The organism is Xanthomonas sp. D-36-1, from assembly GCF_017746155.1.
In the GTDB taxonomy this organism is placed as follows: Bacteria; Pseudomonadota; Gammaproteobacteria; order Xanthomonadales; family Xanthomonadaceae; genus Xanthomonas; species Xanthomonas cissicola.
In genome coordinates this window covers 1-26,842 of the sequence record NZ_JAGHWR010000114.1, presented here as the reverse complement: position 1 = coordinate 26,842, position 26,842 = coordinate 1, and the positions used below count along the sequence as shown (strand labels likewise).

21 protein-coding genes and 2 pseudogenes are annotated in these 26,842 nt (G+C 55.5%); 17 read left to right on the top strand and 6 right to left on the bottom strand.

Annotated elements, in window-relative coordinates:
- The first annotated feature begins 5 nt into the window (after nt 1-5).
- From J7367_RS22580 to J7367_RS22575, 6 genes and pseudogenes are all read left to right on the top strand, one after another.
- Entirely contained in the window at nt 6-485 is a 480-nt protein-coding gene (locus tag J7367_RS22580) for a hypothetical protein (protein ID WP_180301718.1), read from the top strand.
- Nucleotides 482-1,009, top strand: a complete 528-nt coding sequence (locus J7367_RS21470) for a DUF4189 domain-containing protein (protein ID WP_081027843.1) — start codon at nt 482-484, stop codon at nt 1,007-1,009. The genes J7367_RS22580 and J7367_RS21470 overlap by 4 nt, the downstream gene beginning before the upstream one ends.
- Before the next feature lie 64 nt (nt 1,010-1,073).
- A pseudogene (locus tag J7367_RS21465) lies at nt 1,074-1,326 on the top strand (type IV secretion system protein); the annotation flags it as partial.
- 66 nt (nt 1,327-1,392) lie between these two features.
- Nucleotides 1,393-1,923 carry a DUF4189 domain-containing protein gene (locus J7367_RS21460; RefSeq protein ID WP_139792783.1) on the top strand — a complete coding sequence of 177 codons (531 nt, stop codon included), beginning with the start codon at nt 1,393-1,395 and terminating at the stop codon, nt 1,921-1,923.
- Nucleotides 1,924-2,954: 1,031 nt separating this feature from the next.
- Nucleotides 2,955-3,482 carry a DUF4189 domain-containing protein gene (locus J7367_RS21455; protein WP_081027895.1) on the top strand — a complete coding sequence of 176 codons (528 nt, stop codon included), beginning with the start codon at nt 2,955-2,957 and terminating at the stop codon, nt 3,480-3,482.
- A gap of 110 nt (nt 3,483-3,592) precedes the next feature.
- Complete coding sequence (locus J7367_RS22575) at nt 3,593-4,162, top strand: DUF4189 domain-containing protein (protein WP_345776724.1); 570 nt, start codon at nt 3,593-3,595, stop codon at nt 4,160-4,162.
- Nucleotides 4,163-4,227: 65 nt separating this feature from the next.
- Here J7367_RS22575 and J7367_RS21445 read toward each other — a convergent pair whose 3' ends face one another.
- Complete coding sequence (locus tag J7367_RS21445; protein ID WP_160300380.1) at nt 4,228-4,377, bottom strand: hypothetical protein; 150 nt, start codon at nt 4,375-4,377, stop codon at nt 4,228-4,230.
- Nucleotides 4,378-4,567: 190 nt separating this feature from the next.
- Here J7367_RS21445 and J7367_RS21440 point away from each other — a divergent pair, with 190 nt between their 5' ends.
- The 11 genes and pseudogenes from J7367_RS21440 to J7367_RS21390 form a co-directional block, all read left to right on the top strand.
- Nucleotides 4,568-4,945: an RAQPRD family integrative conjugative element protein gene (locus J7367_RS21440; RefSeq protein ID WP_046831230.1), complete on the top strand. Its 378-nt coding sequence runs from the start codon at nt 4,568-4,570 to the stop codon at nt 4,943-4,945.
- The gene (locus J7367_RS21435) at nt 4,942-5,175 is read left to right on the top strand and encodes a TIGR03758 family integrating conjugative element protein (RefSeq protein WP_039573884.1); all 234 of its coding nucleotides are present in this window, start codon (nt 4,942-4,944) and stop codon (nt 5,173-5,175) included. The genes J7367_RS21440 and J7367_RS21435 overlap by 4 nt, the downstream gene beginning before the upstream one ends.
- A 17-nt stretch (nt 5,176-5,192) precedes the next feature.
- On the top strand, nt 5,193-5,552 hold the full coding sequence (locus J7367_RS21430; RefSeq protein WP_039573900.1) for a TIGR03745 family integrating conjugative element membrane protein: 360 nt from the start codon (nt 5,193-5,195) through the stop codon (nt 5,550-5,552).
- Between the two features lie 11 nt (nt 5,553-5,563).
- The gene (locus J7367_RS21425; protein WP_080721195.1) at nt 5,564-5,962 is read left to right on the top strand and encodes a TIGR03750 family conjugal transfer protein; all 399 of its coding nucleotides are present in this window, start codon (nt 5,564-5,566) and stop codon (nt 5,960-5,962) included.
- Nucleotides 5,959-6,645 carry a PFL_4703 family integrating conjugative element protein gene (locus J7367_RS21420; RefSeq protein ID WP_039573886.1) on the top strand — a complete coding sequence of 229 codons (687 nt, stop codon included), beginning with the start codon at nt 5,959-5,961 and terminating at the stop codon, nt 6,643-6,645. The genes J7367_RS21425 and J7367_RS21420 overlap by 4 nt, the downstream gene beginning before the upstream one ends.
- The gene (locus tag J7367_RS21415) at nt 6,642-7,547 is read left to right on the top strand and encodes a TIGR03749 family integrating conjugative element protein (RefSeq protein WP_039573889.1); all 906 of its coding nucleotides are present in this window, start codon (nt 6,642-6,644) and stop codon (nt 7,545-7,547) included. Before J7367_RS21420 ends, J7367_RS21415 begins: the two co-directional genes overlap by 4 nt.
- A complete protein-coding gene (locus J7367_RS21410; RefSeq protein ID WP_039573902.1) occupies nt 7,537-8,952 on the top strand; it encodes a TIGR03752 family integrating conjugative element protein in 1,416 nt (471 codons plus the stop codon). Before J7367_RS21415 ends, J7367_RS21410 begins: the two co-directional genes overlap by 11 nt.
- Nucleotides 8,933-9,367 carry a TIGR03751 family conjugal transfer lipoprotein gene (locus J7367_RS21405; protein ID WP_039573892.1) on the top strand — a complete coding sequence of 145 codons (435 nt, stop codon included), beginning with the start codon at nt 8,933-8,935 and terminating at the stop codon, nt 9,365-9,367. Before J7367_RS21410 ends, J7367_RS21405 begins: the two co-directional genes overlap by 20 nt.
- Entirely contained in the window at nt 9,367-12,240 is a 2,874-nt protein-coding gene (locus tag J7367_RS21400; RefSeq protein ID WP_039573895.1) for a conjugative transfer ATPase, read from the top strand. Before J7367_RS21405 ends, J7367_RS21400 begins: the two co-directional genes overlap by 1 nt.
- A gap of 8 nt (nt 12,241-12,248) precedes the next feature.
- Entirely contained in the window at nt 12,249-12,995 is a 747-nt protein-coding gene (locus tag J7367_RS21395; RefSeq protein WP_081027898.1) for a thioredoxin domain-containing protein, read from the top strand.
- A 212-nt stretch (nt 12,996-13,207) separates the two neighbouring features.
- Nucleotides 13,208-13,372: pseudogene (locus J7367_RS21390) on the top strand (hemolysin); the annotation flags it as partial.
- A 7-nt stretch (nt 13,373-13,379) separates the two neighbouring features.
- Here J7367_RS21390 and J7367_RS21385 read toward each other — a convergent pair.
- The 5 genes from J7367_RS21385 to J7367_RS21365 all read right to left on the bottom strand — a co-directional run.
- Complete coding sequence (locus J7367_RS21385; RefSeq protein WP_139792807.1) at nt 13,380-18,698, bottom strand: ATP-binding protein; 5,319 nt, start codon at nt 18,696-18,698, stop codon at nt 13,380-13,382.
- Between the two features lie 236 nt (nt 18,699-18,934).
- Nucleotides 18,935-20,608, bottom strand: coding sequence for a hypothetical protein (locus J7367_RS21380; protein WP_039570231.1), 1,674 nt, complete (start codon nt 20,606-20,608; stop codon nt 18,935-18,937).
- Nucleotides 20,608-24,756 carry a protein kinase gene (locus J7367_RS21375; RefSeq protein WP_046831122.1) on the bottom strand — a complete coding sequence of 1,383 codons (4,149 nt, stop codon included), beginning with the start codon at nt 24,754-24,756 and terminating at the stop codon, nt 20,608-20,610. Before J7367_RS21375 ends, J7367_RS21380 begins: the two co-directional genes overlap by 1 nt.
- A gap of 1 nt (nt 24,757) precedes the next feature.
- Nucleotides 24,758-26,176: a restriction endonuclease subunit S gene (locus tag J7367_RS21370; protein WP_139792809.1), complete on the bottom strand. Its 1,419-nt coding sequence runs from the start codon at nt 26,174-26,176 to the stop codon at nt 24,758-24,760.
- The coding region (locus J7367_RS21365; RefSeq protein ID WP_209029001.1) for a hypothetical protein at nt 26,173-26,842 on the bottom strand (670 nt) is incomplete at its 5' end. The genes J7367_RS21365 and J7367_RS21370, both read right to left, overlap by 4 nt.

The window sequence follows — 26,842 nt, the reverse complement described above, 5'->3', positions numbered from 1 at the left end:
TCTCGATGTCCATGCTCTCGGTGGTCTCGGCCATGTTGCTCAAGCTCTCCTATAAGTTGGCCGCAGCACTGTGGGTCGCAAAAGGCCTCAACAGCTTGATGGACAATTACGTGGAAGGCCTGAGCTCACAAGCCATGCAGCAAGGCGGTATCGGTCTGTTGCTGACAACCGTCATCATAAGCATGACCACTGTAGCGGCAGCGCTGTGGCAGGTAAGCATGGATAGCTTAATGGCGTTCTCGGCGTTTGATAGCGCAGGATCAAGCCCAGGGCCGCAAGGCCAGACGCCGAGGTCTTATATGCTACAGCGAGTGGTAATAATACATCGGTACTACATGATTCAAGAGTGTCGCCTTTTACCCCCACCAATCAGCGGGTCACTGGGGAATAGCTCCAAGCAGCACAGCCAGCAATTCCGGGTTCCAAGGGCATCGCATATCAGAATAACAATCAATTCATCTAAATTCAGGTTAAGGCAGGCATGAAATTCTATTGGTCTTTAATTTTTCTTTTGGTTTTCACTCCACGTTTTGCAAGCGCAGAGGGTGGCTGCCCCGCGGGGCAGTATCCTATTGGCGGACAAGGAGCAGTGGCATGCGCACCAATGCCCCAGAACAATTCGCAGCCACAGGCTCGGCCCTTAGGGCAATGGATCAAAACCTGGGGCGCCATCGCGATGGGCTCTATCGATTCATTTGTCAATTATGGAGTTTCCACAGGTAAATTTTCAAAGAGTGAAGCACAGAATGAGGCTATGGCGAAATGCGCTTCACATGGCGAGAAAGATTGCGAAGTTATGCTTACATATTTCAATCAATGCGCCGCAATATCGACACCAGAAGTAGACGGAAAAACCGCGGCGGGGGGGGTGGTACAATTCGCAGGAAATGCCACGATTGCGGAGGCATCAGCCCGCGCATCCTCACTGTGTAGAAATTCTAATAAACCACCTGCTCAATGCACTATCACTTATAGCAATTGCACTGAACAGGTATTCCAGAAATTTTAAGAAAAAACCTTCCGGTTAGCAGACGTGCAGCTGTTTTTCGAAACTCTGTTGCTATTGTTTCACGTTCTCCATGGCCTTCCTAATCGGCGTCGGGCCGATTTTTGCCCTGACGCTCATGTTCAATGCAACCAAGGATCTGTTCAAGAAATGGCTGTTCTACATCGGCACCTTGTTCTCGATGATCCATGCTATCGGTGGTCTCGGCCATCGTGCTCAAGCTATCCTACAAGGTTGCCACAGCACCCTGGGGCGCAAAAGGGCTCAACAGCCCGATGGGCAATGACGTGGAAGACCTGAGCTCGCAAAGCATTAGCAAGTCCAGGATGCCAGAAGCGTGGCTTCCAAGGAAACAACTAAATAATTCGATGTTGGTCGAGATAATTATGCGATTTTCTTACTTCTATATTTTTGTTTTAGCTTTCTACGCAGATATCTCATACGCGGAAGGTGGATGCCCTGCCGGGCAATACCCAATTGGGGGACAAGGTGCAATGGCATGTGCACCAATTCCTCAAACAACCCAACAGCAACAAAAGCCTCAGGGCACCTGGGTGAAGACCTGGGGCGCAATCGCCATGGGTTTCATAGATTCCACCACGAGTTATGGTGTCACCACAGGAAAACCTTCAAAGGCAGAAGCAGAAGCAGATGCGCTGAGGCGTTGCGCATCTCACGGAGAAAAAAATTGTCAAATCGGCTTGTCCTATAGAAATCAATGCGCAGTAATCGCCGAGGCTCAGATAAATGGGAAACCCTTCCCTAATGGTTCTTCGGAGTTCATCGGCGCAAGCACTGAATCTATAGCGGGCACATTAGCCTTGGAGAAGTGCCAAAAAAACAATGTCACACCGGCCAATGTCCAATGTAAAATAATCTATAGCGCTTGCTCAGAGCCAATATTTGAAAAGTTCTAGAGATGGTCGGAAGAAACAGGGTTATCTCAAAGCCAAGCCCAGCATGCGATGACTTATCGTGGTTCTGCAGGGCTCGACAACATGAGTAAAAAATCAGTCTTTCAATGAGGGTTTTCAATGACTGGCGAGCGCTGATGCCTATCAGAAATCGACAGCTTCGACTCCCCATAGTCGATGAAGGGGAGTCGCAATTCAAATTACTAAACTAGTGTCTACTTCTGCAGGTTGATATATTTTACATTTCGTGATTGAACACGAATTTCCTGACTTTAGTAGTTGAGTAGAGCTGATTTTATTGTGCGTATGAGGTTTTTCTTGGGTGCAATCTTTGAAAGAATAGCTGCTTGAACATCTGCGCTTAATAGTACGGATGTGCTATAGGCAGGTTGAACTATGACCTCTATGCTATTCATGCGGCTCCCCGCTCGATAAGGGCACGCATTTAACATTAGCTGATAAAAAGGCGGTTTAACTTTAATCAATTTGATTGCGGTCAGATGCACCCTGCGTGGCCGACGTTTTTCAAGCCCGGGCTCCATACCTGGATGGCATGGAAGGCTACGATCGGGCTGCACATTCGAGAGTAGGAGTGCCGGAGCCGGACAGCAAAGAAAGACCTGGCAAGGATCTGGCGCCTGGGCGCAAGCTGGGGGCCCTCAGGCTAAACGCCTAAATCCGCAGCCAGTGCGAAAGTGGCGGCAATGGTACGTGGCTTCATGATGAATACCTCCCCGATAGTGATTGAAATGCCGTGGTCGTCTCCGGGCGACTTTATATAAGCGTGGCTCAGCGAGATGGCCCCGGCACCGCTTGCTATGGTGTCGGCTGGGGCACCTGATTTTCCGGCTTCGCCAAAATGGCATGGGCAGGTCATCAATGTGGATCGCGCGGTGTGAGGATTAGGCAGGGCAGGCTAGCCGCGGCGGGTCACTGGGTACAGCTCCACGCAGCACCGCCAGCAAGTCCGGGGTCGCAGGGGCATCGCATCTCAGAATAACAATCAAGTCATCTGAATTTAGGTTGAGGCTGGCATGAAATTCTATTGGTCTTTAATTTTTCTTTTGGTTTTCACTCCAAACTTTGCAAGCGCAGAGGGTGGCTGCCCCGCGGGGCAGTATCCTATTGGCGGACAAGGAGCTATCGCATGCGCGCCCATTCCGCAAAGTCAAACACAACAAGCACAGCCTATCCCCATCGGAAAGTGGATTAAAACTTGGGGCGCCATCGCGTTAGGCGTGGTGGATGCAGTTCCTCACTATGGGGTCCCGACAGGTCTGAACTCAAAGGCCGAGGCCGAAGAGGAGGCACTTTCACGTTGTAAAAGGATTGGGGCTGAAGGTTGCCACATAGTATTAACGTACAGAAATCAGTGCGCGGCTATTGGAGAGCCACAGACTAACGGGCAGCCAAATCTAGACGGATATATTCAGTTTGTTAGCGAGCCCACTAAGGAAGGCGCCAGCAGAACGGTGTTAAACAGCTGCAGTGCCAGGAATCCTAATATGGAATGTGAAGTTATTTTTTCAAAGTGTTCAGAGCCCACTTTTCAAAAATATTGAATGTCTTCGTGCTCCACTATTCCTCGGCATTTAATGAGCTGGGTAACGACAATTAATTAAGGCTCGCATTACGGTATTAGTACTGCTGTCCTGCTGTTAGATCTAGAACCATGCCATCTGAGAGCGACAAGCTGTTTGTCTGGATTGAGGTTGAGGCAATTATGAAATCTTATGGGTGTCCTTTTTTGTTTTTAGCTTGCCTTGCAAGTTTTGCACATGCAGAGGGTGGATGCCCTGCCGGTCAGTACCCAATTGGCGGACAAGGAGCAGTGGCATGCGCTCCGCTTCCCCAAAGCGAAGCTCCACGGCCAAAGCCTATTGGACAATGGATCAAAACGTGGGGCGCTATTGCTATGGGATCCATAAATTCAGTTATAAATTATGGAGTATCCAGTGGCAAACTCTCAAAGTCTGCCGCAAGGGAAGAGGCACTGGCGCAGTGCTCCTCACACGGAGAAACAAATTGTGAAATTAGGCTCACTTATGTAAATCAATGTGCTGCAATATCTACTCCTGAAATAAATGGCAAGCCCTCGGGAACTATACATTTCTCTGGAAGTGCAACAATTGATGCGGCGTCTGCTGATGCTTCATCCCAATGCAGGAAGTACAACCCTTCCCCGGCGGTTTGCAGTGTCATTTATAGCAATTGCACTGAACAAATATTCCAAAAGTTTTAGGGTATATACCTCCGGCAAGCTATTTTTGTGCCGTCGCTCGACGGCCACACTCATAAAAATTTGGCTCAGATCACAATGGGGCCGTCTGCGGTTTCTATCCGCTTGAAACGCAGTTCAATCGATGCTGGATTCTGGCCTTTTGTGCTACCGCTTTCCGGATCAGCATCAGGTTCATCCCCCGCAGACTCCGCGTCAACGTCGAGGTCGTTCACCATTGCATGCATTCCTCGGTTCTTAGCAGCACGGTCAACCTTTTGGCGCGCATCAAGTTAGGCACTGCTAGACACTGACATGGACAGTGGCTTCGGACATCAATCCGGGGCTCGCTGGTTTCCTATTCTTTGCAGCCTGCATCCGCAATCCCGGTCACGATCGCTCAACTGTTGATCTGATGAGGAGGGCGTGATGGGGCGTTCGTTTCAATGCCGATATGTGAGCAGCAGCGCACCGATGCTCATCCTGACTGCTCTCATGGTCATGCACCCCCATGCAGCTGCAGCAAGCCCACCTTCACAGGGCCAGGACATCGCCGCGGCACTTCGACAACTCGACGCGCTAGATCGCCTGATCCAGAACAGCGAAACCTCCACTGTCGTTGCCCCGGGCCAGCGCTACTACCTCGACTACACCAGACTGCGCGCCGACGTAACACGTGTACGTGTCGGGCTTCAGGACTACCTCACGCCTCCCCGTGCCCAGCCTAGAGATCCGGTCGAAATCGTCGGCCAGTACCGAGCCGAGCAAGCAGAGGGCCAGCCCGGCGATACCGATTCCTCCCCATGAACGGCGCACAGGTCTCGGCGTTTCAAGCCAACAGCGGTATTGCACCCGCCTCGATGACCACCGTGCTGATCGGCATGGTGTTCGCCGTTCTGCTGCTGTGGGGCGCATGGGCGATCCGCACGGCTTATGTGGGCTGGGCTGAGAGCCGAATCAACCAACGGCAGTTCCTGGGTGTCGTGGTGCGATTTTTTGCCATGTACATCGTGCTGACGTTTTTCCTCCTCTCTTGATCTTGAAGGGACCGAACATGAAGACGCGCCTTCTCTCCTCTCGTATCTCTCTCCGGCTGGTATCTGCGCTTGGAGTACTGGGTCTACCAACTGTGTCCTCAGCCCAAGGGCTTCCGACGCTGGAGAATCCCTCGCGCGGCACTGGCAACGGGATCATGGAGACCATCCGTAACTATGGCTACGACATCGTGCTGCTGGTGGCGCTGTTGGTGGTGGCGTCCATGTTTATCGGGGTCTGCTACCACGCCTATGGCACCTACGCCGAGATTCACAATGGTCGCAAGACCTGGGGCCAATTCGGTTTGACGGTGGCAATCGGCGCTGTGCTGCTCGTAGTCGGCATCTGGCTGCTCACCGAAGCCACCGGCATCCTGTAAGGGGGCTGGTCATGTCCGATTACCCGCATGTCCGAGAGGACGGCACAGTGTCTTTCTTGCCCCACCGGCTCAACCGTCATCCAGTGGTGGTGCGTGGACTGACCGCAGATGAGCTATGGGTCTGCTGCGGCCTGTCAGGCGCGACCGGACTGGTCGTTGGTGGACCTCTTTCCTGGATGTTCTCGACCATAGCGCTCGCACCGACCTTCATGGTGGCAGCGGTAGCTATTGGGGTGTTTGTTGGTGGAGGCATCCTGCGTCGACAGAAGCGCGGCCGCCCCGACACATGGCTTTACCGACATCTGCAATGGTGGTTGACGACGCGTCACCCCACCGTCGCCGGTTGGGTTGGGGGGCAGGCGCTGGTCACCCGCTCTGGTTTCTGGTCGGTTCGAAGGAAAGCAGGATGAGCCGATTCAAAAACGAGGTCATGCACCTGCAGGCACACATCAAGACGTTGCGCCTTGGCGTTGGGGCCCTGCTGATTATTGCCCTGGTCATGGGCGGTGGCTGGTGGAGCGCGCCGCGCGACCTCACCGTCCATGTCCCGCCGGATCTGCGCTCTGGCAGCACACGCAAGTGGTGGGAGGTGCCGCCGGAATCGGTGTATGCCTTCACGTTCTACGTATTCCAGCAACTCAACCGATGGCCGACCAATGGCGAGAACGACTACGCGCGCAACCTGCATGCGCTTTCGCCGTACTTCACGCCTGCGTGCAAGGCGTTCCTTCAGGCCGATTACGACTACCGCCGTAATGCGGGGGAACTGCGCGAGCGTGTGCGCGGGATCTACGAGATTCCAGGTCGCGGCTATGGCGACAACCCTGGACTCCGCGTGCGTGTCGTTTCAGAGCGCGACTGGGTGGTCACCTTGGACATCAGCGCGGATGAGTACTACGGCTCCGAACAGGTCAAGCGCGCTCTGGTGCGCTATCTGATCAAAGTAGTGAGGGCCGACGTGGATCCCACTCGCAACCCATTCGGTCTGGCGATCGACTGTTATGACGGCGCGCCTCAGCGTATTGGAGCACCCGATGTGCCTGATCCTGCGCCAACTCGAAGTGGCTTGGGTGCCCAAGGAGAGAATCCATGAAGCATCAGTTCGCCTTCTGGCTTAGCAGCGTCATTGCCATAGCGATGACGCCCCAGGCTCATGCGGTTCAAATCCTGACTTGGGAGCGGCTGCCTTTGGCTATTCCCCTGGTCGTAGACCAAGAGCGAATCGTATTCGTTGATCGCAATGTCCGCATCGGTGTGCCGACTAACGTAGGCGAGCGTCTCCGTGTCCAGAGCGCAGGTGGCGCAGTCTATCTGCGCGCAAACGCACCCATCGAACCTACTCGGCTGCAGCTGCAAGATGCCGATACCGGAGCCCTGATTTTGCTCGACATCACTGCGCAGGTTGGGGGTGAGGGCGTTCCGCCCTTGGAACCGGTGCGCATCGTTGATGGTCCCAGCACCCCAGCACGGTACGGCGAGAAACCATCCGAGGCAGACGATGCTGATCCGGACATCAAGTCCCAGCCTGCTCAAGACAAGCGCGAGACTCCGGTTGCAGTAGTCCTCACGCGATACGCCGCCCAAAATCTCTATGCGCCGCTACGCACCGTCGAAGCAGCTCCTGGAGTGACGCGTGTGAACCTGCGCCGTAACCTACTGCTTGAGACACTGTTACCGACCTTGCCGGTCAAAGCCACAGCGCTTGCCTCCTGGCGCTTGGAGGACCAATGGGTCACCGCCGTCCAGTTGACCAATACCAGCGGAACTTGGATTGATCTTGACCCGCGTACGCTTCAGGGCGACATCCTGACTGCGGCCTTCCAGCATTCGGCCCTAGGACCGCACGGCCAGTCAGAAGACACCACAGTCGTCTACGTGGTCACTCGTGGTCGTAGCTTGGCCCAGTCAGTGTTGCCAGCTATCCAGCGCTTCGACCCAGCAGTAAACCTGCCGCAACCGGCCGCGCCTGCGCAAGGAGATGGCCATGCACAGTAACGGTTTGCTGAAGTGGTTGATGATTCCAGTGGCACTGCTGGTGTTGTTCTTCGGCATCAGGCAATTTTCGGGCGGCGGTGGTCATCAGGCCCCGGCCACCGCCGATGCGGGTGCCCAACTCACACCTGAAGAAATGAAGGCGCTGGGCATTGAGGGCGATACACCACGCGACACGGTAGCTACCTTGGTCGCCCAGGTGAAGCAGCTGCGTACAGAGCTGCAGACGGCCACATCGGACAACAAGACGCAGCGCGATGAGAATCAACGACTTCGCCAGCGTGAATCAGCAATCGATCAGCGCATTGGCAATGCGCTGGAATCTGAGCGTGCCAACCTGCGTCGTGACCAGCAACAGCTCAACACAGAACGCCAGCAGACCGAAGGTTTGCTACAGGATTTGCAGCGGCGTTTGGACAAGATCGGCAACACCGGCGGCAATGCTGATTTACCTGTGGGACTGGGCTTACGCGATGGCGACGCCGATGGCATGTCTGGCTCCGGCAGTGGTATGCGTTGGGTGGAACCCGAAGACAGAAAGCAGACTGATGGACGAAGCGGCGGGGATACGCCCAGCTTTCCAACCAGCTTTGGCCCGGCCCAGCGCACGCTGGAAGAGACAGCCGAATCAACCGTTAAAGCCAGCGCCAAAGCCGTCGGAGCAGCCACGACCAGAGCGGTCTACACCGTGCCGACCAACTCGACATTAATGGGCTCGGTGGCGATGACTGCACTGATCGGTCGAGTGCCGATCGATGGCACTGTCAACGATCCTTATCCATTCAAGGTACTGGTGGGCCCGGATAACCTGACCGCAAATGGCATCGACCTCCCTGATGTGGCGGGGGCAGTGTTCAGCGGTACTGCCGCAGGGGATTGGACGCTTTCTTGCGTGCGTGGGCAGGTGCGCAGCATCACCTTCGTCTTCAATGACGGCACCATCCGCACGATCCCCGAGGACCGGGACGGCGACCAGCAGAGTGACAAACAGCAGGAAGGTCTTGGCTGGATCAGCGATCCCTATGGCATCCCATGTGTCAACGGCGAACGTCGCAGCAACGCGCAACAATACCTGGGCACACAAGCCCTGATCACCGCTGCCGGCGCAGGCGTCGCTTCAATGATCGAATCTGATAGTGGCCGGGCTTCCTATGTCGGAGCCGATGGCTCAGTCGGCACCGTCGGCATCACTGGTCAGGAAGCGGTCGGCCGTATCCTGGCCGGTGGTGTCCAGGAAATGTCGAGCTGGGTCAACAAACTCTACGGGCAGGCCTTCGCCGCGGTGTATGTGCAACCCGGTGCGAAAGTTGCCGTCCACCTTGATAAGCCCTTAGCCATCGATTACGACACCAAAGGCCGCAAGGTCGATCACCGTGCAGGAGAAGCCCATGCGCTCGAACTGGATTAAACCGTTGGTGCTCGCCATGGCAGTAGTGATGCTCGTCGGCTGCGCGACCGACAAGGAGCAATTGTTGACCCATGGTGGACAAAGCATGCAGGACATATGGCAGCAGGAAGCTGGTGATGGGGGCTCAGGCCAGGTTGCTCGTCGCCAGTTGCTAGATGCACGCCAGACGCTGCGGCGTCCCCTGCAAGAGGCAGACTTGGCAGAGGCTCCTACAGAGCAATCTCGTTACACCCGCACTGCGTCCAATGAAATTTATCGACAGTTTCACCGACTGCCCAATCCCGATCTGGTGATGTATGTGTTCCCACATTTGACTGGCACCGATCCTGTGCCTGTACCGGGCTATACGACTGTTTTTCCGCTTTATCAGCGGGTTCAATACGCCATGCCTGGCGAGCGTGTGGAGGACTACTGATGTCCTGGACACTCCCTTGGTTGCGTCCGAAAGTGCGGCGTTCCGTGCCCGGCGCCGACAGCCTCGATAGCTGGCAGCGCTATCTGCAAACGCTGCGCGCGACAGGCATTCAAGCTCCTGGTAAAGCTGCACGCGAGTCCCCGGCTACTTCAGACGACGAGGAGGCACTTTATGATGTGGCTCCGTCGTTCGTAGCACTGCTGCCTTGGGTGGAGTTCCTGCCGGAGACACAGTGCATGCTGCTCGAAGACGGCCAGTCAGTCGCCGCTTTTTTTGAGTTGACGCCGCTGGGCACCGAGGGGCGAGAGGCTGTATGGCTCGCTCAAGCCCGTGATGCACTGGAGAATGCGCTGCAGGACAGCTTCGACGAGCTCGACGAGAATCCTTGGGTTGTCCAGCTCTATGCTCAAGACGAGGCAAACTTCGACCAATACCTTCAGACGCTGAACGATTACATTCAACCTCGTGCGCGGGAGTCGAAATTCACAGAGTTCTACCTCAGGTTTTTTGCCCACCACCTGCGCGCAGTTGCGAAGCCCGGTGGTTTGTTTGAGGACAGCGTTGTGACACGTCTTCGTTGGCGTGGGCAGACCCGTCGGGTACGAATGGTGGTGTACCGGCGGTCTTCAAGCCAAAGCAGGCGTCGCGGACAGACGCCCGAGCAAGCCCTTAATACTGTGTGTGATCGATTGGTAGGTGGTTTGAGCAATGCCGGCATTCAGTCAAATCGGCTGGGTGCACCTGCAATCCACGCGTGGTTGTTGAGATGGTTCAATCCACACCCGACGGTACTGGGACACCAGGCTAAGGACCGCGAGCGCTTCTACCAGCTTGCAGCCTATCCGCAAACCCCGGAGCCTGATGAAATCGAACTGGCTAGCGGGGTGGACTTCAGTCAGCGGCTGTTCTTCGGCCATCCACGCTCAGATGTCGATCAAGGCTTGTGGTATTTCGATAGCCTCCCTCATCGTGTGATGGTCACCGACCGTTTGCGCATGCCTCCAGTAACCGGCCATCTTACGGGTGAAACCCGCAAAGGTGACGCTGTGAACACTCTGTTCGACCAAATGCCGGAAGACACGACGCTGTGCCTTACGCTCGTCGCAACACCGCAAGATGTGTTGGAGGCCCACCTCAACCACTTGGCCAAGAAAGCGGTTGGAGAAACCCTTGCCTCGGAACAAGCACTCAAGGATGTGCACGAGGCCCGCTCACTGATTGGCAGCGCTCACAAGTTGTATCGGGGCACGTTGGCCTTTTATCTGCACGGACGTGACGAATCCGAGCTTGGTCGCCGTGGACTTCAGCTCGCCAACGTCATGCTCAATGCCGGGTTGCAGCCTGTGCGGGAGGAGGACGAAGTTGCGCCGCTCAATAGCTATCTTCGTTGGCTACCCTGCGTTTACAACCCCGGCGCGGATCGGCGCCAGTGGTACACCCAATTGATGTTTGCCCAGCATGCCGCGAACTTGTCGCCGGTGTGGGGGCGCAGCCAAGGGACCGGCCATCCAGGCATTACATTTTTCAACCGAGGTGGCGGGGTCATTACCTTTGATCCGTTCAACCGGCTTGATCGGCAAATGAACGCCCACCTGTTCCTCTTTGGTCCGACCGGATCTGGGAAATCTGCAACTCTGAATAACATCCTGAATCAGGTTGCCGCAATCTATCGGCCCCGCATTTTCATCGTGGAGGCAGGAAATTCCTTTGGGCTATTCGGCGACTTTGCGAAGCGGCTTGGACTGACGGTTAACCGGGTCAAGCTCGCGCCTGGCTCTGGCGTGAGTCTGGCGCCATTTGCTGATGCCCATCGACTGATCGATACGCCCAGCGATATGCAGACGCTGGATGCCGACGCCCTCGAAGAGGAGCTGTCTGATCAGGCCGACGCCAATGAGGCCGATGAGCAACGCGACGTGCTGGGCGAGCTCGAAATCACTGCACGCTTGATGATTACCGGGGGAGAGGACAAGGAGGAGGCGCGAATGACCCGCGCCGACCGCTCGCTGATTCGTCAATGCATACTCGATGCTGCGCAGCGTTGCAGTGCAGAGAAACGCACAGTGCTCACTCGCGACGTACGTGAAGCGTTACGCGAGCGCGGCCGTGATTCAACGCTTCCGGAGATCCGGCGTTCCCGTTTGCTCGAAATGGCGGACGCTATGGACATGTTTTGCCAAGGCTCGGACGGCGAGATGTTCGATCGCCCCGGAACCCCTTGGCCGGAAGCTGACGTCACCATCGTGGACCTAGCAACGTATGCGCGTGAGGGCTACAACGCCCAATTGTCGATTGCCTACATCTCCCTGATCAGCACAGTTAACAACATTGCCGAGCGTGATCAATTTCTGGGGAGGCCCATCGTCAATGTGACCGATGAAGGTCACATCATCACCAAGAATCCGCTGCTGTCACCCTACGTGGTGAAGATCACCAAGATGTGGCGCAAGCTGGGCGCCTGGTTCTGGCTGGCTACTCAGAACGTGGACGATCTGCCCAAGTCCGCCGAACCAATGTTGAACATGATCGAATGGTGGATCTGCCTATCGATGCCCCCCGATGAGGTAGAAAAGATCGCGCGTTTTCGCGAGTTAAACCCCGCTCAGAAGGCTCTAATGCTGTCGGCTCGCAAAGAGGCCGGCAAGTTCAGCGAAGGCGTGATTCTGTCCAAGTCGATGGAAGTCTTGTTCCGTGCAGTGCCGCCCAGCCTCTACCTCGCATTGGCCCAAACAGAGCCCGAAGAGAAAGCCGAGCGGTTCCAGGTGATGCAGGAGTTTGGCATTGGCGAACTTGAGGCAGCCTTCAGGATCGCCGAGAAGATCGACCACGCCAGGGGGATTAGTCCACTGCCATACGACGACTTGTTCGTTTGAGATTGCTCATGACTATCGAACACCTATCTGCTCGCCCTCGCAAGGGACTGCGCTTCTGGTGCTTGACCACGATTGTGATTGCAGCGCTCGCAGCACTGCTTTATAGCGTGCTCGTCTTGACTCGACCTACAGCGCTAAGTGCGTCCACGCCTGAACCAACCTATGGCCCGCCCTGGCGTCACGGCTCAAGCACAGCCCGGTTTACCGTTGTCGTATACGCGGATCTTGAATGTCCTTTTTGCCAAACATACACACCGACCCTGCGCGCCTGGGTCGATGCCCATCCTGACGTCAACCTGCAGTGGAATCACCTGCCGTTGGCGATACACGAACCGGCGGCGGGAGATGAAGCGCGCTGGGTCGAGTGTGTCGGAGAAAGGTTCGGCCATGCACGTTTCTGGGAAGCCGTGCAGTGGGTCTATCAGCATACGCAAGGAGGCGGGCAAGGCCTTCCGGCTGGTGTGAGTTACCCCGATGAATCTGCCGTGCGGGAGTGCCTGAAAAGTGATCGTCCTGGCGCGGCAGTGCGGTTGCAAGCCGAGCAAGCCCGCCATGATGGCTTTGATGCGACTCCCTCGCTTCGCTTGATTGACAACAAAACGAGTCGCTCGATGAGCCTAACGGGTCCAGTCTCTGGAGACGCTTTGCTATCCGCAATGGATCTACTGAGCTCGCCTGAGAACGGCATGGAAGCTGTGGCAGGCTCACGATTTTCTGAAGCGCCTCAAAGCTCCCGCGAAGAAAACCCCAAGTGACACGACGCCTCACGTCACTAGAGAGTCCTAGCGATACCCGCAGCTCGCGATACTTTTGCGACAACCGCGAGCGAGTTCATCAAGCCGGAGACAATCTTCAGTTCCTCAGCGTGTACGGTGGTTACTGCCTCGCTGAGGGAAGTGACGCTGTTCCAGTCCCTTTTGCCAGAGGTTTGCTTATATTGACGGCAAAATTTGCAATGGAGTAAGACATGAGTGGATTGACTGTGCGCGACCTGAAGATTCTTTCCAGCTACGCGAACGCAGGGAATCTGGAGCTTTACTGGAACTACCTCTCCCGACTGCCGGGTGCAGATGGCTACGGACGTCTGGCACTAGCCATGGTTCGCAACGATAGTTTGCCCGGCCAGATGGCTACGTACATTACACATTTTTAACAGCAACCCTCGTCGCACCACCATGCTCTGTCACCCTCGGCCTGCATCTAAGCTTAACAGCGCCCTTGGAAAAAGAATCATCAGAGGCCTTACTTGACCAGATGTAGGCCTCGCCAGGCTTTAGTTGAGCCATCCTCTCAGGTGTTAAATTACCGAGCGCAGCATTGGCCTTCTGAATGTGCTTGAGCCAGGCGGGTGAGTTAAATTTGTGCATGATGATCTGGCTGGATAGCTCTATCAGACTGACCGGTACAGACGGCGGATCCTGACTCGCAACCATAATGCTAACGCCCTTATGCCGCATTTCACGAACCACTTCGATAAGCCCCGCAACGAGATCTGGGCTTTCGATGTACTTGTGAGCCTCGTCAAAAACTACCAGTTTATTGAATGTACGCCCGTCAATTTTGGCCTCTGCGAACAACTGCAAAAGCACAACGAATAGCCCGAGAGCCTGGTCCTTTTCGATGAATTCATCTCGAAGATCTACGATGATTAGGCGACCAGGTTTGACCACTTCGGTAAGGGAGGCCGAATCGTTGATGTACTCGGCAGCTAACTCCAGACGCAATCTGGCCAGTTCCTTAAGGTGCTCCGGGATCGACGACGCTTCGATACCGGACCGCAGCCCCTCCAGGGTGATGTCATCACGCATGGACTTCATGATGCGCATGATCTGACGAATGTAAGTGGCCTGATTTCCCACGGCCCCCATAAGAAACTTCCAGTGCGAGGCCTTCAATTCCGATGCAGAGAACTGTAGGGGCAACACCTCGATGCCCGGATACTCGGCACGCCGCTCTTCAATTTTGTCTGCAGGTACAAGCAACAAAACATCAGTTAGAGCTTTCGGCTCTGCGCCGTACACGTCCTTCAGCGCTCGGACCTGATCCTCAACGCTATTGGCACCTACCATCGACGTGAACTCGGGTTTATAGTCCATCGTCGGGCTGTAATGGAAGATCACCGTGGACAGCGGTTCTGGTAGGCAGTTTATGCCTGGGATTGGCAACGAGGCCATCTCCGCAACACTGCCCAAGGTGTAGCTCTTCCCACCCCCTTGAACACCGAACAAGCTGATGGTGTGGGTCTGATTCAGGTCCAGTGCAACCTTGCGCCCAGATACCTCTCCGAGCAGACCGTATTGTGGCGTTGATCCGGTAGCGCCAAGCATGATGTCGTAGGCGACCCGGCCATTGATAGGCTGAGCAACTTCAGACGAAGCAACTGATGCTTCGGTGACCATGGGCTTCGCAACCTTCTCTTCGTCTGGCACAGGCTCGGGCCTGGAGTCAGCTAGAGAAGGTTGCTTCGCCTCTGGCATTGTGATCGGCAGCTGAGGCGTTTCAATCACTTCTGAGACCAACATCCCGGTCGGCTCTGGTTCGCGAACCTGCAATGCAGGCGTGAAGTTTGATGGGCTGTCCGAAACTTGTGGCCTATCGTCCCAAGCCAGAGTTCTATCACGAGGCGGACTCAAGAAAGCAGCGCTCTCAAAGGTCGGGACAGCTGGTGCCAAAGTCCTGCGCCGTAGCAATTCCTGGGTCACCTCGCGCGCTGTATCGGAGGATCGAACACTCTGCAAGCTTGCGATGGTCTCGGTGTCGATCACTGCTGCTTCGACCAACTGGCGAATCAGATCACTGCCGATGCGGTAGAACTCGATGCCGTTCTCATGCTCAGCCGGTTCCGTGCCCGGCTTGCTGAAGTCGAACACAACAGCGCTTCGCGTGAACTGCAGTGTATAGGGCCGCTCATCCAAACGACGCAAGAAAAAGTGTGCCTCTTCTGCCGCCTCAGGCAAGACAACACCGTAACGTTCCGAGCGGTCTAAATAGAAACCAAGCAGAGCTGCAAGATCACGATTCTTAATAGGACGATCCGGACGATCCACTTCCGCCAACTTAGGGTCGAAGTGGTAGGCAAGAACATGCTCCGTCTGTTCGATCTGCTCAGCAATGGATGCTTTTAATTGCGCATATGCGGCTACATCACCAACCTTGCTGTAGCACTTCACCTCGACGAGCCTGCAGGTCACAACACGGTTCAGTGGATCAAGGTCAAACAGTGCAAGATCAGTTCGCCGGAAATTGACCTCATCGCCCATTTCTTCGGCGTTCTGACGAAGAGCTTTGTACAGCTCCAGGTGCGCATCCAGGGGCACAACAACTTGGTTCTGAAACACTCCTTGATGCTCAAGAAACAACCTTGAAAGTGCGAGCCCTATTGCCTCAGCTCTTTGCGATGAGGACGATAGCAGCTTCAGTGCCAGCCGCCCGGACAGCGAGCGAAGCTGATCCAGCATCACCAAGGCATGGCTGCCTGAATTTGGTAGGCCATATTCCCCCAAGATTGGCACCAACAATGACTCCAACTCGGCCAACGAACGTGAGGTGATTGCCAACCGATGGCTCATTGCATTTGCCATGTCGGGCGAGTGATCGATTAAATAATCAGGGCGAGTTGGATGCCGTCGATGGTCAAAAAACTCTATGCCCAGGTTCCGATCAATGGTGAGCACCCAATCGCTAACCTCATGTACCTGATGGAGCATCGCGCGCTCGTCTGCAGACAAGCTCAACGCTACCACCGGCCGAGCGTGCGGCAAATACTGGCTGCGCGCCACGGTCGCCACGGCAACCGAAACTGCACGTGAGATACCTCCCAAAAGATCGAACAAAGCCTCAGCCCCCTCAATCGGCTGCGCCGCCCCGTGCAGCGGTCGACGAAGCCAAGTGATCGATTGCTCATCTTCTAGGTAGTCCACCTTAAAGGGCTGGACAAGCCCGTGGACGAAGGAGGAGTCATCCGAATCTCGAACATCAACAGCGCGAATGTCCTCAGCCGGAAACAAGTCAAACAAAAACGACAAGTGCGCAGAATGCAAATCAGGCTCTTCTCGGAACTCCCTGATCGCCCGGATTGCCAATCTCAACTTAGGGTGCAGGTGGCTCTCAGTCGGCGTGGAGAACGCGTCCGCCTCCTTCGCGCTGGTTCCCGAATCAGGTGCCAGCAGTTCCAGCAGTGCCTCTCCCGTTGAAGGAGCGGCCGGATCGGGCACGAATAGCCTGATGTCGTACCGAAGATCGGCAAACTCGGCATGACGCTGCAGTGCAAGTAGCACTTCAGCCAAAGCCTTTGCCCGTCCCGCATTGAACGCGTTGATAGTCAGAGTCGCAACATACGGGTGCTGAATCAGATAACGCTGCACCCGAGCCGCCAAGTAAGCGCTATCGATGGTCGCACCGCCGATGGCTGGCTCGGGCAGACCAAGTGCGGCGCACACCTCCCCAACCAAACCACGCGGGTCTTCCTCATCGGGTGCAGCGTACAGCGACCAGAAAGGGTTGATGTTATCTACAGCCAGAGCTGTGCGCCCCAGCTCCTCACCGAAAGGCAATACAGGTGGAAATGCCGCAGGCGCAAGCTGCTTTATCACAGCGTCTCGAGTCGGCACCACAAACTCGCGCCCACTCGCCTGACTGCGCTCCATCCAGGTCTGACCCAGCTGACTCCAGGCGACATGCCAGTTAGCACGAAGAGGATGAGTCGGCCCCAACAGAACGGCATCACGCCGTTTACCCTGATAGTCTTCCAGCACTAAAGCAACTGAATCGATGGTGAGCGCGCAACGCAACTCTTCAAAAGCCTGGCGTGCCATGACGGCGTCTATCGAGCCGCATCGAATCAACACAGCATCAATCCAAGCTAAATAGGCTGCCGCATAATTCTGAGTGGGCTCCTGCAAACTTAGAAGATCGCTGGCCTGCATGATCAAGCGTTGATCGCCTTGCAAGACTGCCCCAAAGAAGATTGCCCGAGACTCTCGAAACCTCACGGACTCATCCGAGACGGGCCATTTGAAGGAAGTCGTTGATCGCGCGGCGACGCCGGAAACGTTTATCGAAAGCCTCAATCGATTGAGACCATCTGGGTCGCTAAGAAAGGCGCGCTCCAGATCAGCCAGCACGGCGGATACCAAGACATTCGCTTTGCCTTCTTTTCCCAGTCGAACCTCCAAGGTCTCGCCGCTGGCTGCAGCCTTGCTTCCTCGCTCCACCCAAGCGCATCCCGTGATCGATACGGAACTGGGATCTCGATCCTGAGCTACAGCAGCAAAGCGCGCGCGCAGCAGCGCATGCATCAAGCTTGGTTCGCGCGGCACCGCCCGCTGTGGAGGTTCTACCTCTAACTCGTCATCGGTGACCACATAAAAGAGATCGCTCTCATTGGCATTGCTAAAGGTTTCGGGGACATCGCTGTTGAGGCGAATAGGATTTCCCTCTCCGTCGGCAAGCGGAATACGGTCACCGTCTTCTGTCTCCCCGTACACGCGAACAAAGTGCCAACCCTCTTCCCAATCGATCTTGCCAATCGACGAAAATGCGATCACCCCAGAATCGGCACCCTTGGTCCACGCGGCCTTACGGCGGCGCAAGCCTGTAGGACCGTTGTCGCGTGACACCACCTCAGCCACGAATCGAGATAAGCCCTCCACCCTGGACGGCACAGGATCGACCCTGAAAGACACACTGAACTTTTTCAGCCCCGTCTTCGAGATAGGCAACACTCGGTGACCAATCAGCTCCGCCAGGCGGGAGTCTTCATTATCGTCCTTCACCACCGGCAAATCTGGCAGTTCAACATCGCTGATGAATATGCTATCCGGATTGACACCCCCGTCCTGAAACAGCCACTTGTTGAAAGCGAGGGGCCAATTACTCCGATCGCGAACGATCAGTTGGGTCCATTCCTTCGGATTGGCAACACCAAACCTCGAAAAGAACTCACCAAGCTGCTTGCAGAAAACTGGATCGAGCAGGCCCAGCTCAAGAGCGCGCACGCGCTCCGTTTTGGTTGACCATGTTATCTGCTCGACGCATTCGCGATTGCGAGCCACCCGCGCGGGAGCGCGTTCTGCTTGCTGGAACAACTCGAAATCTGGCACGAGGGCCAGCTCGAACAGAGCAGCTCCCATCGCATCCGGGTCGAAATCGTTGGCTTGGCATGTGAGCAGATAACGAACTACAGCGGCATCGTCGGCATATCGCCAGCGCGAATCGCGCCTGCGCAGCTCACCCAAACAGGCTTCGACAGCAACCCTGATGTTGGCCGGAATCTGCGTGATCAGCTGCGCATTCAGCTGAGCGTAGGCACCATCAATCGACACTTCTTCAAACGTCGCGACACCGAACGAATCCTCGGCAGACGCACGCAGATCATTCGGCACAAAAACCAGCAGTGGTGGCCTTAGCTCTTCGTTGGGCAACGGGTTGCGCAGTTCAACAAGCTTGGTGCTCGTCACGGCCAAATCTGGTGCTTGGGCACGCAGAGCGTCGTCTGCTAACACAACCACATTGGCAGAAGGAACGGCCGCACGCAGCCCTCCAGCCAATCGGATCATCAGATCACGATCCAAGTCCGTAACACGCATGCAGTGCCCAAGATCACGGGCAGCCAAGACGTTGCAAAGCCTTGGCAGCAATACGGACTCAAGCGCCGCGCTCAGCTGTTGGCTGGTGAGTTCACGCAGGCCCCGACTCATTTGCGCGCCCTTTCTGTTCGTTCTGCAATCGTATAGCGGGGTACAACCGTCTGTGTGACATAGGCATCGGACAAATCGCGGTAGAAGCCAATCTCGCGCAAGCGTCCAGTAAATGCCTGAACGTTGCATCGTAGAGCTTTACGCTCGTCGATCGTGGGTGTTGAGAACCCCTCACCGGGCGGCAGCTGATCTATGTAGAGGCCGTAGCGTTCACGCAGAAAAGATAGCAGGTCATCTATCCGCATCTCACCAGTGAAGTAGCCCTGGTCCCCCCCTGGACGCAGTACCGCAATTTGCAGCAGCACCTCCAGCAAGCGGCTCTCAAGAGAAAATCGGCGAGGGGCATTTCGCGCACGCGTTTGAGCCAGCAGTCCTCCCGACTTATTCTTTAACATCGTCGCGTCTAACGACTCAATGATGTATTTCCTGTGAAAAGCACCGCGGAGAGCGACAAGAATCTCGATGTAGGTTTCAAAATCCGAGAGGCCCATCTTAGTGATGGCTTCAACCTCGACATCCAGTCCGGCCTCGCCCTCTGACAGCGACTCTAAGAGCCCCGACAAACGCTCGCCAAAGAACTTATCTCGCTCCTCAGCGAATGGTTCGGCTTGAAGGCCATACAGTTCACCGACAGAGAGCACTGAATTCAACGGACGGATCAATTTGCCCCGCCGCACAAGGTGCTCAGAGAACTCGTCTAGTTTCTTCGCTACAAAGTACGCACGAATGAAACTAGGGATTCGTCGGTAAAAACCATCGGCACTACGCTCAGCGAGCGCAGCGGTTGCTGAGTTAGCATTGCCAGAGAGGTCAACAAACATCCCCAGCTTGTAAGGGCAGTCACCCTGTGGTTCGCGATGCTCACGGGGTTTCATAGGACACGCCGACTCGGCGCACAACGAATTCGCACCCTCCAGCTTTTGCCAGGCAGGTAAGAGCTTCAGCAAACGCAGGTGATAGAGCGCCAAGTGAAACGATAACAGCACCTTCAAGTACTCCACCATCACTGAGCGCGGCATGTATTGCTTGTAGAAAAGCAGTCGCTGAATGTCCTCAGCCATCAGGTCTGCCGATCCAATACACACCGGCGCGAAGCGCTCTCCACCGGCACGGGTATCAGCCGTGTCTTTGCGCTGAGATAGGAAGTGCAAAAGCGTGGCGGTCTCAATGTCCGTCAGCGCCTTGTTGTTCAGCTCTCGCGTGACTTTATCGAATCCGTCAAAGAAGAAGCCTTTCAGGTGCTCAATGGCCTTGTGCCCTGAAAGATGCCGAGCGTGGTGCAGCATTTGGTAAAGTTGCTGGGCAGCGCCATAGTCACGAGAATGCTTGGGATTACGGAAGCGGTAGGTATAACCATGCAGAGGACGTGGGCCAGCCACCGCAGAATTTTTCTTACCACGATTAACGATGTCCATGAGGTGGGTTTCAACCCAGCGCTGCACCATGTCTCGATGCTGCGCAAACCCCAAGAAGCGGTCACCGGCTTCAAGGATGTCGTCCACAAACTTGTCCACCGTAAGCTCGCGCTTGTCGCGAAACACGCTCGGATAGCCGCCGTGCTCCAAGCGCTCAAACAATCCGGTGAGAACGCGATCCATCTCGATGGTCTTGAAATCGAGGTAGCTGACTTTAGGGAGGCGGAACTCCCTGTCCTTTTTTTGCAACGCCATCAGTTCTCCCCGAAGCCTTTCGCTAAGGCCTCTTCTTTATTTACAACGGTGACGGCCCTTTGCAACAAGCGCATCTCGACCCGGCCGTCGTCATGGCGAGCCAGACGGTAGAAGTCATGCCCTGTCGTGGTCAGTAAAATTTCCCGATATGGCTGTGCGTTGAGGCTGTTTTTAAACACGCCCAGACAGAGGTAGAAGCCCTGCATCTCTTCGACGCTAGGCCGGTAGCCTTCATTCAGTCGCACCAACATCTCGAACACGTCAAGGTTGATAAGCAACTCGCTGGAGATGGCCCCAAAACCCTGCCCCTGAAACTTCAGCAACAGGCCCGTCGGCAGGTGCTCAACAAAACGCGCGCTGGCGGCAAAGTCTTGCACCTGCAGGCCAAACCCCTCCACGGGGAAGAGCCTATAGCTGCGGACCGTACCGTGCTCCACATGACGCAATTGCAGAGCCAAGCTGGTCCCCAAACGTTCCGGGCGGTGTAGCCCCTCGCCTCGGTTAATGGCATGCAAAATTTCGCTTGTAAGTGCATCAATTGAAGTGTCGCCACGAACGATTTCAACCATGCGCTTGGCCGAGCGGTACGGGAGCATTTTTTCCCAGCTCGCATCGCGCCGCTCGAAAAAGTGCCTACGCCGGGCCATCGCCACATATTCGCGGTGCTTATGCGCGCGCTGTCGCACGGACACGTCACCCACGCCGCGAGGTAGATCACCAAACAGACGCTTCAACACCTCGAAATCGTATTGCCCCCGCCGTTCAAAACGGAACAGTGCACGGTCATCCGGCTGAACAAAGTCAAGCCCTCTGTCAAATCTCGGGTCTTCCTGCCTTCCCACATCGAGTTCGCCTAGCAGGGTGAGCAATCGATCCGAAGTAGGCTGCCCGCCGCCCATCCAACTGTTGAAGTAGTAGCTGCGCGCTACCTCGTCATGCTTTCCGGCGATATACAGCGCATGGATCTGGCCACAATCACGGTTGCCGATCAGCATGAATGACAGCGCCGAGCGGAGGTCACGCATGGTGATATGCAAACGACCACGCAGGTGCGCCATTGTGTAGAGAGTCTTGAGTCGTTCCAGCAAGCGTGGGCCAGCAATCTCATCCTGGAAACTGCGTACGTTATGCAAGGCATAGCAGCTGTCCTTCAGGTCGCAGCTTTCGCAGGCTGACCAATGCCTGGGTTTCACGATGCTCTGCAAGGTACGCTCCAGAATCGAGCCACCTTCGGCCTCTGCCACCACGCTGCGAAGATTCAGATTCACCACCGCGACGCCAGACTCAGTATCGCCCGTCGAGAATGCCCGCCGAACTAGCGCGGTCAGCTCACAAAAGTCGTGTTCATGTGTCGCAAGGAAGTCCACCAAGCGGCCTTCATTGATCGCAATAAGGCGAGTTTCTTTCGGCTTCCAGGTGCTCGCATCGTTACCCTTGAAGGGTGATAGGAAATCCAACAACACCTGGCTGTTGTCCTTGTTACCTTCGTCTTGGCTGCCGTCGTAGTTGATTAAGTAACGCTTGCCGTCCAATGCCAACTCGCTGCCGTTCGGCAAGCCTCGATTGGCTGACCCGCCACGACTTTCGACTTCCTTCTCCAGGCGCTGTAAAAACGCCGTTTTCCCATCGCCCGCGTTGCCGGAGATCAGCACCAATCGGAACTCACCAGAAAGGACCGCTGGCAGCAGCTCCCGATCCAATGCGGTATCCACATAAGCTGAGAACCCAAGTGCGTCCATACCACGGGTACCGGCATTACTGCGGTGACTTTGGCTGTAGAGCGTCAGAAGGTGTGAGACGAAGGCATTGCTGTTGGGCGACGATTGCACTTGGCCACTGCTAGCGGTTGCAATTGCAGCTAAACTCACAGTTTTGATTCGCCGTGCGTGGCGCACATCGGCCAGGGCATCATGAAAATCTGTGGCTGTGGCAAATCGCTCCGCACGACGCGGAGAGATGGCCTTCAGCACTACGTTCACCAGCTCCGGTGCAAGGTCAGAATATCCTGACAGCTCGCGTGGGTCTGGCGCAGGCTTGTTGACGGGTGGCTCCGTCGTGTCCCAGGGATAGCGCGAAGTCAGTGCTTCATAAAGCGTTAGCCCCATGGCATATAGGTCACGGTCTGCGCGTTCGCCGTTATAGGGAATGGCTTCTGGATCAAAATCAGGAGGCAGATAACGACGCGAACCACCTCCTCGCGACTCTTTGTCATCAGCCCGTACCGACACATTGAAGTCGATGATCTTCGCGCCCTTCTGCGTCCACAGCAGATTCCGCGGTTTGATGTCGCAATGATGAAAGCCATGTAGATGCAAATGCACCAAGCCTTCAATTACCTGTTTACCCAGCTCCAAGACGTCTTCGGGCGACAGCAATCGCTCATGAATCATGTCACCGACGTCGGAGCCTTCGACGTACTCGAAAACCAAGAAGGGAATGTCACGATCAGGGATCACATCCGCGTCCAGCACGCGCACTACGTGTGGGTGTTCGGGTATGTGCACAAGATGACGATACTCCTGCTTCAGGCGATCCAGAGTCGAGTGTCGATCGCTTACAATGAGCTTCACCGTACGCGCCACATCGCCCAGTGTGTCAATCACCTTGTAAACCACGCCAAAGCTGCCACGGCCCAGCTTCTTCTCGATAATGAACTTGCGGGTCAATCTATATCCCGCTGGCAGATTCAGATAGTCGGTTTGGTCATCAGATACGTCAGGGGACTCAAAGGCCGATGCTGCAAGGAGCTCTCCTGTTTGCAGGGCAGGCTGTAGCAAGGCATGCAATGCTGCCAACGCTTTGGGAGCCGAAGGTCGCATATGCTCGTCAAACGAACACAGACTTTGCAGCCAAGCATCGAAAGCGTCGTTCAACTCAGGCCGCAGCGCTGATGGCTTGTTCAGGAACTCACCTACGCGATCCCACACCGTCGTCGGCTCCCCCGCAAACGGGCGCTCTCCAGTGAACAGCTCGTAAATGATGACACCGGCCGAAAAGATATCAGATGCGCTCGACGCGGCACCCGGTTCGCGGAATGCCTCTGGCGCGACATAGGCCTTTTCAACCAAATCAACGATGTCCGCAGCAATGGTCAGGCTGCGGTTCTCACTTGGTTTCGCAAAGTCGAAATCAGTGATACGGGTGGTGCCGTCTTGACCGATCAGGATCGCACTTGGAGTAACGTTACGATGCAACACACCATGTTGATGAGCATGTGCAAGGGCTGCCAATAGATCTTTAGCAACACGCCATTTCTGGTCTAGGGTCAGCGCCAACTGTGGCCGCGCCATATGCAAGGTCAGCGCCTGGCCGGGCGCGTCGTCCAGAATCAAGATGAAGGACTTGTCATCGTCGGCAGGGAAGAAATCCCGTGCGGCAACAATGTTGGGATGTAATGGTAATTTGGATAGCGCCCGGTAGGCGTTGGCAATGCGATTAACCTGGACCTCGCGCACGTCTTCAGGCTGGTAAGGGTCCGCTTGATACACCCGCAGACGGGCAGTGCCACCTGCAAAGGCGTTCTCTGCACGGAACTCGCTGTAGGCCCGCGCCGCGCCGAGCTTTTCCATCACCTCCCAATGGCCAAAACGCAGAACGGCAGAGGCGGGTTTCACCACTTTCAGAGCATGTAGGATCAGCCCATGCTGCTGCAGAATGTTCTTCGAAAAACGTGCGGGTATACGGGTAGCATCTCTGAAGTAGCGCTCGGCGTCCTTCAACTTGAGTGAACGGTCTGAATCTAATTGGTCTCGGTCAATCAGGTGCGCATCCGGCGCAGTGAGCAGAATGGCTGCATCCACATAGATGTCGTTCAGCTCATTTCGCCCTGGGTGGGCTTGAGTTACCAGGCCCTTGACCGTACGTGCATGCCCGCGCAGCTTGCCCAGGGGCGACGGGTATGGTGCTCGCCCCTCGGGATACCACTTGTTGCCATAAACATCGATGGTGCCGCGCGTGCCCTTTACATCGACCAAGTACAGCGCATGCGGCGTTAACAGAGCAATGTCGATCTCGAAGCGCTCACCCTGGCGTTCGATTTCGAAGTTGTGCAAAAGGATATAGCTGTCTGGCAAGTGATCCCGCAGATAAGCGATAGCACTGCGTTCTGCATCGTTGACCGGCTGGCCTATAGGGATCACTTTTGCCATGTTATTTCCCTTCCAAAATTCTTGCTTCCAGGATGTCTCGTGCTTCACGCTCCCAAGTGCAAGCTTGATCCCTCAATTCCCGGGCTTGAACCGCTGGTGCACCAATCTCTTCACGGTCGGCGCGCGAGGGCCACGGAACATGAATTCGCTTGACCCGCTGCTCATCGGTATGAGGAATGCTGGATCCGGCGGCCTCACGAGACAACAATCGAACACCATGCTCGCTGGCCAGCAGCGTGGATAAATAGCCTCCATCGATGTCATCATCGGGAACGATCCGAATCATGTTGTTGCTGCAAGAGAACCCATCGAGATAGCTGCCCACCATCACAGAACGCCCGATCAAACCGCCAAGCTGACCTGCCTCCTGGACAACGATCATTCCCTTCTTGAGCAGCAAACGATACTCCGCAGCAACGCGTTTCATCAGGTACTTGTCAGACGTCGGAGCCAACTCGAACACGTCCCCACCTGTGATGTAGGGACTGCCAAATCGGTAATCGGATGCATAAAGCCGTTTAAAGATGCCCGGAATAAAAATTTCTGCAACTTCCCCTAGTGGGCGATTCATTGCTGCCCGGTCGAAAGTATTACGAGACTCAGCGTTTCTGGCACCGTAGTAGTACGCATCCCCTCGATCTTTAAAAACGTGACTGGGAACTATCGCGACATCAGGTTTTGGTAACAAGGAGACCGGCGTAGGTTGTTCAATTAGAAGCATGTTGTGCAGGCGATTAGCGGCTTCACGAAGCAGTTCCACTGCCTGAGAACGTGCACGCGCTGCCGCTTCCACCTTTGCGGCGATAGCTTCTTCTGTTGCCTGGTCAAGCCTGGGCACCTGCAAAGCAGCAATATGCTGAGGCTCAATGTGCTGAATGATAGCGCCGTAGGTGCCCGAAACAATCAGGGGCACACCATAACGACTTGAAAGGAAAGCGTACAAATAACCCGGCGGTATCTGCTCAGGATCAGGAACGACCTTCATGATGTGTTGCGACGACCAAATGCCTGCCATGTCTGGGCGGACATATGCCATGCGGCCAATCGTGCCCGAGCAGGTAATCAGCGTCGTTCCTTCAGCCAGCTCAAGGTACGCAAGCTTTTTGGATTTAGCGTAAGACCTTTTCAATAGTGGCAGTGTAGAAAGATCGGCATTGGAGATATTGCTGCTGCCGATGAAGGGTACGCCGTATTGCGGATCATCAACCCAAATGCGCGAAAACACAGGCCCGTTATAAATGCCGCCCGAGTACCCGACAGTTACGGCTTGCAGCGCATCCTTGCGAACACTTAATCGTAGTATTGCATCCCTGGCTTCCTGAGCCCCCGACATGTACGGATTGCAATCAAGTCGCCGTCCACCTTCTTCTAACCAAGTAGACCTAACGATTCGCGCATTCTTAAAACTTGCGAAGATCATGCGTACACCTCTACGGGGAACCACGCCAGAAACGCTGCATGCATCTCAGTAAATGCAGCATCAGTGCATCCCTTGATCGATATATGTTCCGCCAGCGCTTGATAGATCGCCGAGGATCGCGGTTGACGGGTCTGCCTCAGCACCCACTCAGCAGCTTCCTTTGGCCGAGGTGGTTTGGCGGCATCAAGGGGCCACCAATCGTTGTCGGCTAAGTACTGCCGGAGAGGTTTCTCGCCCTTGTAGCGAAGCGCATCCGCCACTTGCGGCTTGTCTTGCCAAAGCCAGTTCTCCAACTCCGGCTCAATGGCTATCACCTTGACTGCATCGCCAGCCCAACCACTTGCGACCAAACGGGCGGTGATGTGCTCAACGATGGTTGCCTTGTCCGGCGCCCCTTCCCACTCGCAATCCAGGACAACCACCGCACGATGATGGCTATTTTGGTACGGACGTAGCAACTCATGACCTTTGGTATAAACACCAGGATCGTTGCCGCCCTCATCGACGAGCAGATCAGCACCGACATCGGTATTGATCTCGAAGTGCGCACAGCCAAGGCTTAGGGAAGGTCTGAACAACGAGACCTGACAGGGCGGAAGGTGGCGTCGTTCCGAAGAGTGGCTTTTGGAACTTCGGAATTTCGCCATTTCTGGCGCTTTCCGCGGG